Source organism: Azospirillum formosense, assembly GCF_013340925.1.
Taxonomy (GTDB): domain Bacteria; phylum Pseudomonadota; class Alphaproteobacteria; order Azospirillales; family Azospirillaceae; genus Azospirillum; species Azospirillum formosense.
Genome location: NZ_WHOR01000166.1, coordinates 1 through 12,651 on the forward strand (window position 1 = coordinate 1; position 12,651 = coordinate 12,651).

At 71.1% G+C, this 12,651-nt stretch carries 13 protein-coding genes; 5 read left to right on the forward strand and 8 right to left on the reverse strand.

Annotated elements, in window-relative coordinates; genetic code table 11:
- The coding region (locus GBZ26_RS19470; RefSeq protein ID WP_174440261.1) for a 2-keto-4-pentenoate hydratase at positions 1–666 on the forward strand (666 nt) is incomplete at its 5' end.
- Positions 667–913: 247 nt separating this feature from the next.
- Here GBZ26_RS19470 and edd read toward each other — a convergent pair.
- The gene (gene edd / locus GBZ26_RS19475; protein WP_174440262.1) at positions 914–2,716 is read right to left on the reverse strand and encodes a phosphogluconate dehydratase; all 1,803 of its coding nucleotides are present in this window, start codon (positions 2,714–2,716) and stop codon (positions 914–916) included.
- Positions 2,717–2,744: 28 nt separating this feature from the next.
- The gene (locus GBZ26_RS19480) at positions 2,745–3,260 is read right to left on the reverse strand and encodes a gluconokinase (protein WP_174440263.1); all 516 of its coding nucleotides are present in this window, start codon (positions 3,258–3,260) and stop codon (positions 2,745–2,747) included.
- Positions 3,261–3,414: 154 nt separating this feature from the next.
- On the opposite strand from GBZ26_RS19480, the gene gntR reads away from it, so the two are divergent.
- Entirely contained in the window at positions 3,415–4,473 is a 1,059-nt protein-coding gene (gene gntR / locus GBZ26_RS19485) for an HTH-type transcriptional regulator GntR (protein WP_246653909.1), read from the forward strand.
- Between the two features lie 64 nt (positions 4,474–4,537).
- The gene (gndA, locus tag GBZ26_RS19490; RefSeq protein ID WP_211104848.1) at positions 4,538–5,980 is read left to right on the forward strand and encodes an NADP-dependent phosphogluconate dehydrogenase; all 1,443 of its coding nucleotides are present in this window, start codon (positions 4,538–4,540) and stop codon (positions 5,978–5,980) included.
- Positions 5,981–6,092: 112 nt separating this feature from the next.
- Here gndA and GBZ26_RS19495 read toward each other — a convergent pair whose 3' ends face one another.
- The 3 genes from GBZ26_RS19495 to GBZ26_RS19505 form a co-directional block, all read right to left on the reverse strand.
- On the reverse strand, positions 6,093–6,893 hold the full coding sequence (locus GBZ26_RS19495) for an oxepin-CoA hydrolase, alternative type (RefSeq protein WP_174440265.1): 801 nt from the start codon (positions 6,891–6,893) through the stop codon (positions 6,093–6,095).
- Positions 6,890–7,321, reverse strand: a complete 432-nt coding sequence (locus GBZ26_RS19500) for a PaaI family thioesterase (protein WP_014197349.1) — start codon at positions 7,319–7,321, stop codon at positions 6,890–6,892. The genes GBZ26_RS19495 and GBZ26_RS19500 overlap by 4 nt, the downstream gene beginning before the upstream one ends.
- Positions 7,322–7,382: 61 nt before the next feature.
- A complete protein-coding gene (locus GBZ26_RS19505) occupies positions 7,383–8,363 on the reverse strand; it encodes a S1C family serine protease (protein WP_174440266.1) in 981 nt (326 codons plus the stop codon).
- A gap of 211 nt (positions 8,364–8,574) precedes the next feature.
- Here GBZ26_RS19505 and lysM point away from each other — a divergent pair, with 211 nt between their 5' ends.
- Together lysM and GBZ26_RS19515 are read left to right on the forward strand one after the other, a co-directional pair.
- Positions 8,575–9,063, forward strand: a complete 489-nt coding sequence (gene lysM / locus GBZ26_RS19510) for a peptidoglycan-binding protein LysM (protein WP_281427545.1) — start codon at positions 8,575–8,577, stop codon at positions 9,061–9,063.
- A 155-nt stretch (positions 9,064–9,218) separates the two neighbouring features.
- Positions 9,219–10,100 carry a regulator of G-protein signaling domain-containing protein gene (locus tag GBZ26_RS19515; protein ID WP_174440267.1) on the forward strand — a complete coding sequence of 294 codons (882 nt, stop codon included), beginning with the start codon at positions 9,219–9,221 and terminating at the stop codon, positions 10,098–10,100.
- Between the two features lie 3 nt (positions 10,101–10,103).
- On the opposite strand, the gene GBZ26_RS19520 is transcribed toward GBZ26_RS19515, so the two are convergent.
- The 3 genes from GBZ26_RS19520 to GBZ26_RS19530 are packed head-to-tail and all read right to left on the reverse strand — an operon-like array spanning position 10,104 to position 12,495.
- Positions 10,104–10,856: an ABC transporter permease gene (locus tag GBZ26_RS19520; RefSeq protein ID WP_345772052.1), complete on the reverse strand. Its 753-nt coding sequence runs from the start codon at positions 10,854–10,856 to the stop codon at positions 10,104–10,106.
- On the reverse strand, positions 10,853–11,791 hold the full coding sequence (locus GBZ26_RS19525; protein ID WP_174440268.1) for an ATP-binding cassette domain-containing protein: 939 nt from the start codon (positions 11,789–11,791) through the stop codon (positions 10,853–10,855). The genes GBZ26_RS19520 and GBZ26_RS19525 overlap by 4 nt, the downstream gene beginning before the upstream one ends.
- On the reverse strand, positions 11,788–12,495 hold the full coding sequence (locus GBZ26_RS19530) for an ABC transporter permease (RefSeq protein ID WP_247884850.1): 708 nt from the start codon (positions 12,493–12,495) through the stop codon (positions 11,788–11,790). The genes GBZ26_RS19525 and GBZ26_RS19530 overlap by 4 nt, the downstream gene beginning before the upstream one ends.
- Between the last annotated feature and the right edge of the window lie 156 nt (positions 12,496–12,651).

Sequence of the window (12,651 nt, forward strand, 5' to 3'; positions counted from 1 at the left end):
CCCACCAGCGAGGCCGAAGCCTACGCCATCCAGGACGCCGTGGCCCGCCGCCTCGGCCCGGTCGTCGCCTGGAAGGTCGGCGCCCGCACCCCGGAGTCGGAGCCGTTCCGCGCCCCCATTCACGCCGACACGCTGTTCTTCGACACCACGGTGCTTCCCGCCGCGGACTATCAGGTGATCGGCATGGAGGCGGAGATCGCCTACACGTTCGCCAAGGACCTGCCGCCCCGCGCCGAGCCCTACAGCCGCGAGGAAGTCCTCGACGCCGTCGGGTCGGTCCACCCCGCCTTCGAGATCGTCGACACGCGCTTCGCCGGATTCGGCTCGCAGGAGTGGTTCAGCCACATGGCCGACCAGTTCAACCACGGCGCCCTGGTCGTCGGCCCGGCCATCGCCGACTGGCGCTCGCTGGAGCCGCTGAAGGAGCGGGTGGCCCTGGTCGTCGACGGCGAGACGAAGGCCGACACGGTCGCCGGCAACTCCGCTGGCGAGCCGGTGCGGCTTCTGGTGTGGATGGCCAACACCGGCGCGGTCAGCCTGGGCGGCCTGAAGGCCGGCGACGTGGTGACCACCGGGTCACACGTCGGCACCGTCATGGTCCCGGCGGGCAGCACGTCGGTGGCCGTGTACGGGACGATGGGCACCTACGAGCTGACGGTGAAGTGATTGCACTTCCCTGGCGCCGACCAGGGCCGTCACCTCTGGCCTTTATAGCCCTCTCCCCCCCTGGGGAGAGGGTGGCCCGGAGGGCCGGTGAGGGGGGATGCGCTTGTGCCGGACGTGGCGCCACGCACAACCCCCTCACCCTAACCCTCTCCCCGCTTTCGGCGGACCAGAGGTCCGCCTGTCGCGTCAGCGCAAACTTCGTTTGCGCGTGAGCGGAGGGGAGAGGGAACCCGCAAAGGGACTGCCCTCACCCGAACACCGACGCTCCGGCCTCGGCGCTGCCGACCACCCGGCGGAACACACCGAACAACTCCCGCCCGCAGCCGACACCGGCATCCGCCGGTGCGTCCGCCAGCGGGCGAGCGGTCCACTCCGCGTCGTCCACCAGCACCTCCAGCGTGCCGCGCTCGGCGTCCAGCCGCAGAATGTCGCCGTCCCGCACACGCCCCAGCGGCCCGCCCGCCGCGGCTTCCGGCGTGACGTGGATCGCCGCCGGGACCTTGCCCGATGCGCCTGACATCCGCCCGTCCGTCACCAGCGCCACCCGGTGGCCGAGATCCTGAAGCACGCCCAGCGGCGGCGTCAGCTTGTGCAGTTCCGGCATGCCGTTGGCCTTCGGACCCTGGAAGCGCACCACCACCACCACGTCGCGGTGCAACTCGCCACGGCGGAACGCCGCCTGCACCGACTCCTGGTCGGTAAAGACGCAGGCCGGCGCTTCGATGACGCGATGGTCCGGCTTCACGGCGGAGACCTTCACCACAGCGCGCCCCAGCGGCCCGCTCAGCACGCGCAAGCCCCCCTCCGCCGCCATCGGCGACGCGACCGGAGCCAGCACAGCGGGGTCGAGGCTTTCCCGCACCGCCGCGCCACGCACCAGTTCGCCCCCTTCCAGCCGCAGCGGGCGGCGGTAGGCCGCGATGCCGTCGTCCTCCCACACCGTGGCGGCGTCGCCGTGAAGGAGCCCGGCGTCGGCCAGTTCCCCGATCAGGAAGGCCATGCCGCCCGCCGCCTCGAAGTGGTTCACGTCGGCGCTGCCGTTCGGGTAGACGCGGGCGAGCAGCGGCACCACCGCCGACAGCTCGGCGAAGTCCTCCCAGGTCAGGGCGATCCCCGCCGCCGCCGCGATGGCCGGCAGGTGCAGCGTGTGGTTGGTCGAGCCGCCGGTCGCCAGCAGCCCGACCACCGCGTTGACGATGGCGCGCTCGTCCACGATCTCGCCGATGGGCGCGCGCAGGGCGACCACCCGCCGCGCCGCCGCGTCGGTCAGCGCGTCGCGCAGCGCCGTGCCGGGGTTGGCGAAGCTTGATCCCGGAAGGTGCAGCCCCATCATCTCGACCAGCATCTGGTTGGAGTTGGCGGTGCCGTAGAAAGTGCAGGTGCCCGGCGCGTGGTAGGACGCGGCCTCGGCCTCCAGCAGCGCGTCCTTGTCCAGCTTGCCCTCCGCGTACTGCTGGCGGATGCGCCCCTTCTCCTTGTTGGGCAGGCCGGAGGGCATCGGCCCGGCGGGCACGAAGACGGTGGGCAGATGGCCGAAGGACAGCGCGCCGATCAGCAGACCCGGAACGATCTTGTCGCAGACGCCGAGGCACAGCACGCCGTCGAAGGTGCCGTGCGACAGGGCGACCGCCGTCCCCATGGCGATCACCTCGCGGGAGAACAGCGACAGCTCCATCCCCGGCTCACCCTGGGTGACGCCGTCGCACATGGCCGGCACGCCGCCCGCCACCTGGGCCACGCCGCCCGCCGCGCGCACCGCCGCCTTGAGCCGCTCCGGGTAATCGCCGTAGGGCTGATGGGCGGACAGCATGTCGTTGTAGGAGGTGACGATGCCGATGGCCGGGGTCGAGCCGCCACGCAGCGCCGCCTTGTCCTCCGCCGCGGTGCAACCGGCGAAGCCGTGCGCCCGGTTGGCGCAGCCCAGCGCCAGGCGGCGCGGCCCCTGCGCCGCGGCGGCGCGCAGCCGTTCCAGATAGGCGGCTCGGGTAGGCTGGCTGCGCTCCCGGATGCGGCGGGTGACGGCGTCGAGGACGGGATGAAGACTCGTCATGGCGCGATCCTTCCAGACGGCGGACTGTTCAGGCGGCGGGAGCGATCCGGGAGGAGACGCGGGCGGCGATCTCCGCCGGGCTGGCGTCGATGTCGCAGACGATGCCGAGTTCCCCCGACTCCAGCGGCTCCAGCGCCGCGAACTGGCTGTCGAGCAGGGTGGTCGGCATGAAATGGCCGGCGCGCAGCGCCATGCGGGCGTGGATGGTGTCCCGGCTGCCGTCGAGATGAACGAAAAGGACGCGCGTCCCGCCGGCGCTCAGCCGGTCGCGGTAGCGCCGCTTCAGCGCGGAGCAGGACACGACGATCGGCGCCCTGGCCTCCTTCGCGAGGACGATGTGGGCGGCAAGGGTGTCCAGCCAGCCCCAGCGGTCCTCGTCCTGGAGCGGGATGCCGGCGGACATCTTCGCGATGTTCTCCGGCGGATGGAAGGCGTCGCCCTCCAGGAACTGCCAGCCGAGCCGCCGGGCCAGTTCCTCCCCCACAGAGGTCTTGCCGCAGCCCGCCACGCCCATCACCACGATCGCGTCCACGGCACCGCTCATGTTAGCGGTAACATCGGGAGACGGAAGAGCGCTCATGCCGGTCGGTCCTCGAAACAAAGTGGGTGGGGAGGTGTACGGATGTTACCGCTAACAAACGAGGCTTGTAAAGCCCAATCCGGCGCGGGATAATGGCCGCTGGACAACTGGAACGCTGATGACCGCCACACCCCGCAAACCCCGATCCTCGCGCAGCGGGCGCGCCACCATGGCCGACGTGGCCGCCGCCGCCGGGGTCAGCGCCATGACCGTGTCCCGCGCCCTGCGCCGGCCCGACACGGTCAGCGAGGAGGTGCGCGCCCGCGTCGATGAGGCGAGCCGCCGCCTGGGTTTCGTGCCCAGCCGCGTGGCCTCGGCGCTGGCCTCGGCGCGGACGATGACGGTGGCGGTGCTGATCCCCTCCCTGACCAACGCCGTCTTCATCGATCTGCTGGCGGGCGTGCAGGAGACGCTGAGCCCGCAAGGCTACCAGCCGCTGGTCGGCATCACCGGCTACGGTCCGGAAGCGGAGGAGCGCGTCCTGCGCACCCAGCTCGCCCACGATCCGGACGGGGTGATCCTGAGCGGGCTCGACCACACGCCGGGCACCTGGGACCTGCTGCGCGGCCTGACGATCCCGGTCATTCACACCATGGATCTGACCGCGGAGGGTGAACACAGCGATTGCCCGGTGCAGACGGTCGGCTTCTCGCAGTTCGACGCCGGCTACGCCGTCGGCGCGCATCTGGCCGCGCGGGGGCGGCGGCGGATCGGGCTGATCGCCGGGCAGCTCGACCCGCGGACGCGCCAGCGCTGCGACGGCTGGCGGCAGGCGCTGCGCGACGCCGGGCGGCACGACCCCGCCTTGGAACTGATGGTGCCGGATGCCACCTCCGTCGCGCTGGGCGCGGAACTGCTGGAGCGCACGCTGGCCACCCACCCGGACACCGACGCGCTGTTCCTGTGCAACGACGATCTGGCACAGGGCGCGCTGTTCCAATGCGCGCGCCTCGGCATTCCGGTTCCGGAGCGGCTGGCCGTCGCCGGCTTCAACGATCTGGCGGGAGCGGCCTGGACCGTCCCGCCGCTGACCACCGTCGCTACCCCCCGCCGCGCGATCGGCGTGGAGGCGGCCCGCCTGCTGATCGCGGGCATGACGGAACGGACGCCGAAAAGCCGGGAAAATCCGCGCCGCGTGGATCTGGGCTTTCGCCTGATGGTCCGCGAGACCACTTGAGAGACCGCAACCGACCCCCGCGCCGCGGGGCGTCATCGAAGTGCATGTACGGGAGTTCGTTGTGATGGTGCAGGGCAACGCGACCAGGGCCGGAGCGGAAACCACCGCCGTCGGCTCGGCCGACATCGCCGTCCTCGGCCTGGGCGTGATGGGGCGCAACCTCGCCGCCAATCTGGCCGACCACGGGGCCGTGGTGGCGGGCTACGACCTGGACGAGGGGCGCCGCGGCGCCTTCGCCGCCCAGGTGGGCAACGCCGTCCCCTGCGCGTCGGTGGAGGACCTGCTGGGCGCGCTCAAGGCGCCGCGGACGATCCTGATGATGGTGCCCGCCGGCGCCCCGGTGGACGAGCTGACGGCCGCCCTGCTGCCCCGCCTGTCGCCGGGCGACGTGCTGATCGACGGCGGCAACTCCCACTTCCGCGACACCAACCGCCGCGCGGCACTCGCCGCCGCGGCGGGCGTGCGCTTCGTCGGGCTGGGCGTGTCGGGCGGCGAGGAGGGCGCGCGGCGCGGCCCCGCCCTGATGGCCGGTGGCGATGCCGAGGCGCTGGCCCCCGTCGCCCCGCTGCTGGCCGCCATCGCCGCCCGCGCGCCGGACGGCGAGTCCTGCTTTGCCCGCGTCGGGCCGGAGGGGGCGGGCCACTTCGTGAAGATGATCCACAACGGGATCGAATACGCCGACATGCAGCTGATCGCCGAGGCGTATCATCTTCTGCGCGAGATCGGCGGCTGCTCCTACGAGCGACTGGCGGACATCTTCGCCGAATGGAACGGCGGGGAGTTGGCCTCCTACCTGATGGAGATCACCACCGACATCCTGCGCACGAAGGACGGCGAGACCGGCGTCCCGATCCTGGAGGTGATCCGCGACGCCGCCGGCCAGAAGGGCACCGGCCATTGGGCGGCGACCACCGCGCTGGAACTGGGCATGCCCGCCCCGACCATCGCCGAGGCGGTGCACGCCCGCTGCCTGTCCGCCCTGAAGGACGAGCGCGTGCGCGCCGCCGAGGCGCTGGCCATCCCGCATGTTCCCTCCACAGAGGATCTGGTCGCGTCGGTCGGCGACGCGCTGCTCAGCGGGCGTATCGCGGTCTACGCCCAGGGCTTCGCGGTGATCGCCGCGGGCAGCCGGCAGTTCGGCTGGGACGTCGATCTGGCGGCGGTGGCGCGCATCTGGCGCGGCGGCTGCATCATCCGCGCCCGCCTGCTCGACCGCATCCTGACCGCGCTGAACCGCGCGCCGGAACTGCCGAACCTGATGCTTGACCCCGACATCGCCGGCCTGATGACCCGCGGCGACGCCGGCTTCCGCCGCGTGGTGGCCGCCGCGACGCTGACCGCGGTCCCCGTGCCGGCGATGGCCTCGGCCCTGTCCTACTGGGACGGCTACCGCAGCGGCCGGCTGTGGGCCAACATGATCCAGGCCCAGCGCGACTATTTTGGCGCCCACGGCTATGAGCGCACCGACCGGCCGGGCATGGTGCACACGGAGTGGAAGGGGGCCTGAAGCCGCGGCACGGGCCCACTCCCCGGCCCTCCCCCGCTCCGCGGGAGAGGGAGATCAGTCCCCTCCCCTGCGAAGCGGGGGAGGGTCAGGGAGGGGGCACCAGCGCGACCGCTCACCCCTTTGGAAACACCGGCGCCCGCTTCTCGAAGAAGGCGGACACGCCCTCCCCGGCCTCGTCGTTGAACAGCGACTCCACGAAGGCGTCGCGCTCGCGGTCGAGCTGGTCCGCCAGCCCACCGTAAGCGACCTCCAGCAGCCCCTTGGCGCGGCCCAGCGCGGCGGTCGGGCCGGCGGCCAGCCGCTCCGCCCAGGCCGTCGCCTCGGCCAGCGCACCGCCCGGGGCGGTCAGCCGGTTGATCATGCCGAGCTGCGCCAGACGCGGCGCCCCGACGCGCCCGCCCTCGAACAGGATCTCCGCGGCGAGCTGCGGCGGCAGCGCGCGGGCCAGCGACGCCGTGCCGCCGCCGTCGGAGGTCAGCGCGACCTTGATGTAGGACAGGGTGAAGACGGCGTCCTCCGCCGCGACGATCAGGTCGCAGGCCAGGGCCAGCGGGAAGCCCGCACCGCCCGCCGGCCCCTCGACCGCGGCGATCACCGGCTTCGGGCAGGCGCGCAGGCTGCGGATCATGGCGTGGAAGCTCTCCACCCCCGCCCGCACCGACTCGCGGTCGCCGCCGCGCGCCTCCTTCAGCCATTTCAGGTTGCCGCCGGAGCAGAAGGCCCCCTCGGCGCCGGTCAGCACCACCGCGCCGACGCCCGGGTCCGCCGCCGCCGCGTCGAAGGCGGCGCGGGCCGCCTCCATCAACGCCGGGCCGATCGAGTTGCGGGTGGCCGGGTCGTTGATGGTCAGGCGCAGGACACGGCCGTCCTGCGCGATGTCCAAACCCGTCTTCTTATCGTTCGTGTTGGTCATCGGGGCGTTCCCTCCGGATTTTCACTTCCCGGAGCATATTTGAACATTCCCTCGGCGGACGCCAGAAGCGCGCCGTCGTCCTTGCGCCGCACCTCGCCGCGGCAGCCGACGATCTTGCGCCCGCCGCCCAGCAGCGTGCCGCGCGCCACCACCGTGCCCTCAGCCACCGCGCCCAGGAAGCTGGAGGACAGCGACAGCGTGACCACGCGCCGCGAATGGCCGGGCACGGTGCAATGGGTCGCCGCGAATCCCATGACGGTGTCGAGCAGAGTCATCAGCGCGCCGCCGTGCAGGACGCCGCCCCGGTTGCGGTGCTGCGGCGCGATGGTCAGTTCCACCTCCGCCACGCCGTCCTCCCAGCGCACCAGCGTGTAGCCGAGCAGGGTCTGAAAGCCGGAGGCCGGTTCCCCCTTCATCAAGTCGTCCATAAAAGCGCTCTCCAACCCGTCTTCTTGGTTCTGGAGCGCCAGTGTCGCACACATCCGCCTGTCAATGCCGCCGCGCCGCCTTCAAAAAACGCTCTCGGTCGCTGGAGCCGACTCGCATGTCGAAGACGTCGCCCTCCCGCTCCACGGTCAGCGGCACGTCCACCCCCGCCGGGCCGAGATTCCACAGGGCGCGGTAGAAGTCGGCCAGCGAGCCCACCGGCTGCCCGGCAACGGCGCGCACCACGTCGCCGGCCCGCAGTTCCGCCCGCTGCGCCGGCCCGTCGCCGGCCAGCCCGACCAGCACCACCCGTTCCCGCTCGTCCTGCGTGGCGTAGAGGCCGAGCCAGGGGCGCGGCGGGTCACTGACCTTCCCGCGGGTCATCAGATCGTCCAGGATCGGCTTCAGCAGGTCGATCGGCACGTTCATGTTCAGCGGCAGGACGCGCTCTTCCTCGGCCCGGTACTGAAGCTGAAGGGAGCCGATGCCCAGCAGTTCGCCCCCCGCCCCCAGCATCGCCGTGCCGCCCCAGTTGGGATGGGCCGGCAGGGTGAACAGGGCGTCGTCGATCATGTACTCCCAGTAACCGGCGAACTCCTGCCGGGCGACCACCCGCGCGGTGATGGACCGTTCGCGCCCGCCGGCCCCGGCCACCACCACCGGGTCGCCCAGTTGCACATGGCGCGACGAGCCGAGCATCAGCGCCGGCACGCCCAGCGGCGACAGTGCCTGCACCAGCCCGAACCCGCTGGTGTGGTCGTAGGCGACGACATGGGCCTGCACCGCCCGCCCGTCGTTGGTGGTCAGCCAGACCTCCTCGGCCTCCGCGATCAGATAGCCGATGGTCAGGACCAGCCCGTCCTCGCGGATGACGGCGCCCTGCCCGGCGCGCTCCGTGCCCAGAACGCCGGCGGTGTAGGCGTCTTCGGGAACGCTGGCCCGCAGCCCGACCACGGCGGACAGCGCCCGGTCCAGATCATAGGCCAGATCATCCGGGTCAGGCTGGAATTGCGGCGGAATCCGCCAGTCGTCGGACGGGTTCATCGGCGGCTCCTTTGCGCAGGGGGCGGTATGATCCTCTCCCCTTTCGGCGTGATTCTCTATGACGTTATCTGGGCTCCATGGCCTTATTTGGGAAGTCGAACGCGCCTGCTAAGCCCGGCGTTCCTACCCCCCTCCTCCGCGCGTGAAACCAGCGAGCCGCAGCGATGTTGTCCGGGATCGCTTCACCATTGGCGAGCAACCGAGGGAGGACATGATGGGCCTGTTCGATTTCTTCCGCCGCGATCATGGCGAAAAGGTCGGTGCCGCGGACACCCCGACCGCCGACGAGCTGAAATCCCACCTGACGCAGGTCGGCCTGCCGACCAGCGGGCTGGACATCCAGGTCGCCGACGACACGGTGACCGTGCGCGGCAGCGCCGCCTCGCAGGAGGAGAAGGAGAAGATCGCGGTGGCGCTCGGCAATGTGAAGGGCGTGTCGCGGGTCGACGACCAGACCGCCGTCATCGCCAAGGACCAGGGTGCGGGCGGCCCGGACCAGCCGACCGTGCCACCAACCGAGCAGCCGGCCAGCCAGACCCGGTTCCACACGGTGGAGAAGGGCGACACGCTGTCCGCCATCGCCAAGAAGGTCTACGGCGACCCCAACCGTTACAACGCCATCTTCGAGGCGAACAAGCCGATGCTGAAGGACCCGAACAAGATCTATCCCGGGCAGGTTCTGCGCATCCCGCCGCAGTAAGGCCACCCATTCCGCGGCGGGAGGCTCCCGCCGCGGGATCGGTCCGCAAAGGTGCAGATCGCGCCGGAGTCTCCCGCCATTCCGACCGATCTCGAATTGCTCCGCCCAAGCCGCTTCGTCAGGCTCTCCCCACAACCGGCAGGGAGGAGCAGGCCATGAAGATCATCGGATACCCGGACGACCTCATTCCGCGCGTGGCGTCGGCCAGCCTGGGCACCTGCCAGGACCGCCCGGCCTGCGCGCAGTTCCTGGAGGGAGTTGCCGCCGCGGAAAAGGCGTTCGAGTCGATCACCTGGAACCGGGTGATGCTGCACGCCCTCGCCAAGCCGGAGCCGCTGGACGACGACGTTATCAGCACCTACGAAGCTGAGGTGGCCAAGGTCATCACCCCCATGCTCCGGAAGCTGAAGACCGTTGGCACTCTGGCCGCGGAGGCCGCAAAGGATCTGGGCGTTCTGACGAAAGCTCACCCGAAGGCCACGGTGGCGAAGAAGGCCTTGGCCTTCGCCAAATCGGTGCCGGGCGTCACAGCCAAACTCATCAAGGCCTTCGAAGAGGCCATCGCCAAGGACCGCAAGGACATCAGCGCCCGATTGGCGAAGGACGAGGCGGCCTATGAAAAGAAACGGAAGGCGGACCAGAAGGCGCAGGCCAAGGACAGTCCCTTCGTGAATCCCTTCGAAAAGAAAGGGATTGAGGAAATCCTTAAAAGCAACAAGCTGACGCTGCTGTTGCACGCCGTCGCCGAGCAGGGGAAGACCGGCGAGAACATCGAGTTCCTCTCACTCACCCGCAAGGGCGTCGATCAGAAGAACGCTCCCAAGCTCTACAAGGTGTTCATCAACCAGAACAGCGCCAAGGGCCTGAACATCGACGACCATCTGCGAAATGATTTTCTCAACGGAATCGACAGCGGCGCCTACACGGACGCCCTGAAGAGCATCCGGACGCATGTACTGAAAGTTGTGAACGAGGACACGCTGCCGCGCGCCAGGAAGCTCGACGAGACGGCCTTGCGCAAGCTCGGCTACAAGTGACCGTCACACAGCACCGGGCCGCCAGCGGGTCAGGCGCGCCGCCAGCCGGTCGAATCCGGCGTCCAGCACCACGGCCAGGGCGGCCACGATCACCGCGCCCTGGATGACGTAGGCGGGGTTGGAGCCGTTCAGCCCGACGATGATCGGCAGGCCGAGCGTCTTCGCCCCGACCGTGGAGGCGATGGCGGCGGTGCCGAGATTGACGACCGCCGCCGTCCGCACCCCGGCCAGGATCACCGGGGCGGCCCGCGGCAGCTCCACCCGCCACAGCAGCGCGCCCGGCCCCATGCCCATGCCGCGCGCCGCCTCGCGCACCGGCTCCGGCACCGATTCCAGGCCGGCCACGGTGTTCTCCACGATGGGCAGCAGCCCGTAGAGCGTCAGCGCGATCAGCGCCGGAGCGGGGCCGAAGCCGAGGACGGGGACCGAGACGGCCAGCACCGCCACCGGCGGGAAGGTCTGGCCCATCGCCGCCACCGCGTCGAGGACGCCGCGGAACTCCCGGCCGAAGGGCCGGGTCACCGCGATGCCCGCCGCCCCGCCGAGCAGAACCGCGATCAGGCTCGCCCCGCCGGCCAGGGCCAGATGGTCCAGTGTCAGGGCCAGGAAGCCGTCCGCCTCGTACAAGGGCCGGTCGAGCGCCGGGAAGGCGGCGGCGAACAGCGGCTTCAGCGCCGGCATCCCCAGCACCAGCGCCGCCAGGACGAGCAGCCCCAGCACCAGCCGGTCGGTCAGCAGGCTTCGCAGGCGGTTCACGGCCGGCCCGGCGCGCGCAGCAGGTCGGTGAGATGGAGCGTGCCCGCCAAGCGTCCCTGCCCGTCCGCCACGGGAAGCCGGTCGGTGCCGCGCGCCACCATCGCGGCCAGCGCCTGACGCAGCGACGCCCCCGCCGCTATGGGATCGCCCGGCGCCGTTTCGCCGGGGCGCAGCCGCTCCGCCACCGTCTCCACGGCCAGACGCTTCAGCCCCCAATCCTCGCGCCCCACCAGATCGCGCACCCGGTCGTCGGCGGGATCGGTCAGGATGTCGAGCGGCGTGCCGGTCTGCACCAGCCGCCCGCGGTCCAGAATGGCGATCCGGCTGGCCAGCGCCAGCGCCTCGTCCATGTCGTGGGTGACGAAGACGATGGTGGTCCCGGTCGCCTTGTGGATCGCCGCCATCTCCGCCTGCAAGGCGCCCCGGGTGATCGGGTCGAGCGCGCTGAACGGCTCGTCCATCAGCAGGATGTGCGGCTCCGCCGCCAGCGCACGGGCGACGCCGACGCGCTGCTGCTGCCCGCCGGACAGCTCGTGCGGGTAGGCGCCGCGGTAGCGCTCCGGGTCAAGGTTCAGCAGGGCGAGCAGCTCCGTCACCCGGTCGCGCACCCGCGCCCTGGGCCAGCCGAGCAGGTCCGGCACGGCGGCGATGTTGCGCTCCACCGTCCAGTGCGGAAACAGCCCGACGCTCTGGATCACGTAACCCATGCGGCGGCGCAGCGTTTCCGGCTTCAGGCGGGCGATGTCCTCCCCCTCCACCCGGATGGTCCCGGCGTCGGGGGCGATCAGCCGGTTCATCATCCGCAGAACCGTGGACTTGCCGGAGCCGGACGGGCCGATCAGCACGCGGAACTCACCGGCCGCCACGGTCAGCGACAGGTCGTCCACGGCGGTCCAGGCGCCGAACCGCTTGGTCACTCCCTCGAAGGCGATCACGCGGCCACCCTCCCGAGCCTCGACAGCGCCAGCGCCGAGGCCAGCTTCAGCGCCGCGTCGGCGGCGACGGCCAGCAGGATCACCGGCACCGCCCCCAGCAGCACGAGGTCCAGCGCGTTGGCGAACAGCCCCTGGAACATGATGGCTCCCAGCCCTCCGGCTCCGATCAGCGCCGCCACCGCGGCCAGCCCGACCGCCTGGACCAGGGTGATCCGCAGCCCGGCCAGGAAGACCGGCAGGGCCAGCGGCGCCTCGACCCGCCAGAAGATCTGGCGCGGCGTCATGCCGATGCCGCGCGCCGCCTCCCGCACCGGCTCCGGCACGCCGGCCAGTCCCGCGGCGGTGTTGCGGGCGATGGGCAGCAGCGAATAGAGCGTCAGCGCGATCACCGCCGGCACCGGCCCAACCCCGCCGATTCCCAGCCCCGGAAAGGCCGCCGCCAGAGCCGACAGCGGGGCCAGCAGCAACCCGAACAGAGCGATGGACGGAATCGTCTGCACCACGTTCAGCACCGGGAAGACCAGCCGCCCCACGGCGGTGGAGCGCTGCGCGGCGATGCCCAGCGGCACGCCGATCAGCAGCGTCGGCACCAGGGCCGCCGCGACCAGCGCGGCGTGGCGCAGCACGGCCCCGGCGAAGACGTCCCGCTGGTTGGCGTATTCCTTCATGATCGAGAGCTGGTCGAGATGCCCGCTTAGACACATCTGACGCTGCCGACGAGCCACTCTGTGGTGATATCGGTGGCGGCCGTCTCCATGACAAACAAATCCACATCTGGCCGCAAGATAAAAGACCAGCAACGGACCACGCCCACCAAGCGATAATCGTACAGCCAGAAAAGAGCCTGAGCGGCACACGAT

Excerpts from the sequence above, each read along its gene's own strand:
- GBZ26_RS19530 (WP_247884850.1), bottom strand. The coding sequence starts at position 12,495 with ATGTGTCTAAGCGGGCATCTCGACCAGCTCTCGATCATGAAGGAATAC.
- lysM (WP_281427545.1), top strand. The coding sequence starts at position 8,575 with ATGATGGGCCTGTTCGATTTCTTCCGCCGCGATCATGGCGAAAAGGTC.
- GBZ26_RS19495 (WP_174440265.1), bottom strand. The coding sequence starts at position 6,893 with ATGACCAACACGAACGATAAGAAGACGGGTTTGGACATCGCGCAGGAC.
- gndA (WP_211104848.1), top strand. The coding sequence starts at position 4,538 with ATGGTGCAGGGCAACGCGACCAGGGCCGGAGCGGAAACCACCGCCGTC.
- GBZ26_RS19515 (WP_174440267.1), top strand. The coding sequence starts at position 9,219 with ATGAAGATCATCGGATACCCGGACGACCTCATTCCGCGCGTGGCGTCG.
- GBZ26_RS19480 (WP_174440263.1), bottom strand. The coding sequence starts at position 3,260 with ATGAGCGGTGCCGTGGACGCGATCGTGGTGATGGGCGTGGCGGGCTGC.
- GBZ26_RS19500 (WP_014197349.1), bottom strand. The coding sequence starts at position 7,321 with ATGGACGACTTGATGAAGGGGGAACCGGCCTCCGGCTTTCAGACCCTG.
- edd (WP_174440262.1), bottom strand. The coding sequence starts at position 2,716 with ATGACGAGTCTTCATCCCGTCCTCGACGCCGTCACCCGCCGCATCCGG.
- GBZ26_RS19505 (WP_174440266.1), bottom strand. The coding sequence starts at position 8,363 with ATGAACCCGTCCGACGACTGGCGGATTCCGCCGCAATTCCAGCCTGAC.
- gntR (WP_246653909.1), top strand. The coding sequence starts at position 3,415 with ATGACCGCCACACCCCGCAAACCCCGATCCTCGCGCAGCGGGCGCGCC.